This window comes from Cellulomonas olei (assembly GCF_039548315.1).
Classification (GTDB): Bacteria; Actinomycetota; Actinomycetes; order Actinomycetales; family Cellulomonadaceae; genus Cellulomonas.
This window is the reverse complement of the sequence record NZ_JBCLVN010000078.1, coordinates 1-2,804: the sequence shown is the minus strand read 5'-3', so window position 1 is coordinate 2,804 and position 2,804 is coordinate 1. Positions and strand designations below refer to the sequence as shown.

Below are 2,804 nucleotides of genomic sequence, written 5' to 3'. Positions count from 1 at the left end.
CCCGGTTCTGCTTGCCGAGCGTGTGGCCCCACTGGTTCGGTCGACGCTTCGCGTGGTACGTGTGCAGCAGCAGCGCGGGGTGGCCGTCGTGCGTGAACGGCTGGCCGGGCTCGGAGTCGATCATGTGCTCGACCTGCATCGCGGCCTCGGTGAAGGCCTTGTTGCGGAGCTTGCCGCCGGGCTGGGACGTCCTCATGTCGAACTTCACCGAGTGCCCGCCGGCGCCCGGGGTCGCCCAGACCTTCACCTTGCGGCGGAAGTCGCGGTGCCAGGCGTCGACCAGCGGCATCCAGTACAGGGCCTCGTCGTCGTCGTCACGGGCCGGCGACGGGTCGACGCCGAACCAGGCGACCGAGTAGTCCGCGAACGCCTTGCGGACCACGGCGTCGACCTCGGGGCGAGGAGCGAGCCAGCCCTTGCCGCGAGCGCCGTGCGGCGCCTGCCATATGCCCAGGACGAAGGTGTGCCCATCGCTGAGCCGGCAGGCGACGAGGCCGGTCGCGTCGGTCGACTTCGAGCAGTCCAGGAACATTGCGATCCGGTCGCCCGGCTCGATCGACTTCGAGGCGTCCGAGAGCCGCTTGAAGTTCTCCGGCTCGACCCAGGCGTCCTCGGCTGCGGCCAGGCCGTTGTAGTAGAACCTGATCGAGTCGCCGACCGGGGTGCGCTCGTCGAGCATCTCGTCGGACAGTCGCTGCAAGTCCGCCCACGGGGCGTCTGAGTACGCCGCCGCCAGGCCTCTGAGCCGGTCCGCCTCGTCGTAGACGTTCGTGGCCGGCGGGGCCTCGATCGAGTCGTACAGGATGTCCCGCTTGCCGCGGCCGGCCATCTGGGACTGCCAGGCCTGGAACGACCGCTCGGCGACCGAGTCCATGCCCTCCTGGTGGGCGTTGGTCAGCTCGACCAGCCGCGCCTGGATGTAGGACGGGGACTTCGCGACGTTGCGGCGTGCGGTGTCGGCGACCTTGTGCCCGCCGGAGGACTCGGTCATGTGGTGCGACTCGTTCAGGAAGATCGCCGTCGCCGGGTCGCCCTCGCTGGACCTCTCGGAGAAGGTCAGCAGCTCGATGCGGCCGGTGTCCGCGGTCGTGCGCGTCTCGCCGGTGTCGATGCCGAACTCGTCCTGCATCTCCTCGGAGACCATCGCGTTCGCCACGCGCAGTAGGTCCGCGGCCTGCGCCTGCGAGTTCGCGGCGATCTGCACCAGCGCCAGGCCGCGGGACTCCCCGACCGGCCGGCCGTCGGCGACGCCGGCGTACTGCACCGGCCCGCACAGCTCCGTCAGCGACATCGCCCCGCCGAACGGGTCCTTGCCGGTGCCCTTCGCGCCGCGCTTGACGCCCGAGCGATACAGCCAGCGGCCGGACTCGACGTCCAGGGCGTACCACAGGATCATCCAGCGCTTCTGCCCCGGGGTGTACCGCCACGGCCGCCCGGTCAGCGGGTGCAGCAGCCGGGCCTCGCCCCACCGGATGAGCTGCGGGCCCAGGGTCGGCGGCAGCAGCCGCACGCGCTCCGGGTGGTTCCACGGCAGACTCGGGTCACCGGGCCACGGGATCGAGCACCATGCCCCGGTCGCCGGGTCGACCTGGTAGCCCGGCAGCAGCTCGCTAGTCGAGGACGCTGCGGACGTCGTCAAGGCTCGTCACCCCGGCCAGGCCCTCGCCGGTCGGCGCGACCGGCGGGGCGACCTCCCAGCGCAACCGCAGCAGCGCGAGGTCCGTCAGACCGAGCCGGTCGGAGAACTGGCGCGCCTCCTTGGCGTCCTTGATGCTCCCGAGCTCGGCCGCAGCCTTGTGCCGCGTGTACTGCGCGACGTCGCGCGTCCAGCGCAGCTTCTCCCACTGCGTTGCCATCGGCGTGGCCCACAGCTGCCGCCAGATCGTCCGCTCGAGCGCCGCGAGCGCCGCGATCTCCGCGCGGAGCGTGGCGATCTCCCGCTCGGCGGCCGCGAGCCTGTCCGCGAGGCGGCGGACCTTGCGGCCGTCCTTCTCCTCGGCCCACTCGTCGCGCAGCTTCGCGGCCCGCTCCTCGAGGTACGGCAGCAGCCCGGTCAGGCGCGGATCGTCGGGCAGCGGGAACTTCGGCGCGCGACCCTGCCGACCGATCGCCGGCAGCTGCTTCAGCGCGATCGTGGCGTTGCGCCGCGAGCGCTTGCTCGCCGGCTTCGGCGCCGGACCCCTCCCGGCCATCAGCGGGCCCGCCCAGCGGCCGGGCGGCCGGGCTCGGCCGCGAAGCCGATCGGCTGCGGCTCGGCACGCTCGACGAGCGCGTCGACCTGGGTGTCTCGCTCGACGGCCGCCTCGTGCCGCGCGCGCGTGACGTCCAGGGTGAGGGAGAGCCGGATCCGCATGGCGCCTCCCTCGGTGTTCGTGCAGGTCAGCGGAGATGGGACAGTCCAGAACGCCCAGACCCGTACACAGCGGCGCCCCCTAACCCCACCGTGTGCCGACCCTTGCCGGGGGGAGGGGGTCACCCCCCGGGTCGCGGCTCGACCACAGTGCTCTACGAGCGTGGAGCCGAACTCGACACTGCGCTCGGATGCGGCCTCGGCGCGCGCAACCGGCCATGCTTCGCCCGCGCGGCCACGGCGTGCGCTGCGGTCTTCTCCCGGTGACATGGCCCGCAGGCCGCGCGAGCGTTCTCGTCGGTGTCAGGACCTCCGTCCGCGAGCTCGACTACGTGATCCATCTCCTCGGCGGCTCCGGTGCAGCGCGGCCCTCGGATCTGGCACTGGTAGTCATCGCGGGCGAACACACGCAGGCGCCTCGCCCGGTGCGCTGCCGTGCTCGTGCGCGATCGCC

General features: G+C 72.5%; 4 protein-coding genes. All 4 read right to left on the bottom strand.

Annotation, left to right across the window (positions count from 1 at the left end):
• A partial coding sequence (locus tag AAHH18_RS17340) for a hypothetical protein (protein ID WP_343302471.1) occupies window positions 1-1,639 on the bottom strand: 1,639 nt, incomplete at its 3' end.
• Entirely contained in the window at window positions 1,611-2,192 is a 582-nt protein-coding gene (locus AAHH18_RS17335; protein ID WP_343302470.1) for a hypothetical protein, read from the bottom strand. The genes AAHH18_RS17340 and AAHH18_RS17335, both read right to left, overlap by 29 nt.
• A complete protein-coding gene (locus tag AAHH18_RS17330) occupies window positions 2,192-2,353 on the bottom strand; it encodes a hypothetical protein (protein ID WP_343302469.1) in 162 nt (53 codons plus the stop codon). Before AAHH18_RS17330 ends, AAHH18_RS17335 begins: the two co-directional genes overlap by 1 nt.
• A 152-nt stretch (window positions 2,354-2,505) precedes the next feature.
• A complete protein-coding gene (locus AAHH18_RS18325) occupies window positions 2,506-2,691 on the bottom strand; it encodes an HNH endonuclease (protein ID WP_459349167.1) in 186 nt (61 codons plus the stop codon).
• Between the last annotated feature and the right edge of the window lie 113 nt (window positions 2,692-2,804).

Excerpts from the sequence above, each read along its gene's own strand:
- AAHH18_RS18325 (WP_459349167.1), bottom strand. The coding sequence starts at position 2,691 with ATGGATCACGTAGTCGAGCTCGCGGACGGAGGTCCTGACACCGACGAG.
- AAHH18_RS17330 (WP_343302469.1), bottom strand. The coding sequence starts at position 2,353 with ATGCGGATCCGGCTCTCCCTCACCCTGGACGTCACGCGCGCGCGGCAC.
- AAHH18_RS17335 (WP_343302470.1), bottom strand. The coding sequence starts at position 2,192 with ATGGCCGGGAGGGGTCCGGCGCCGAAGCCGGCGAGCAAGCGCTCGCGG.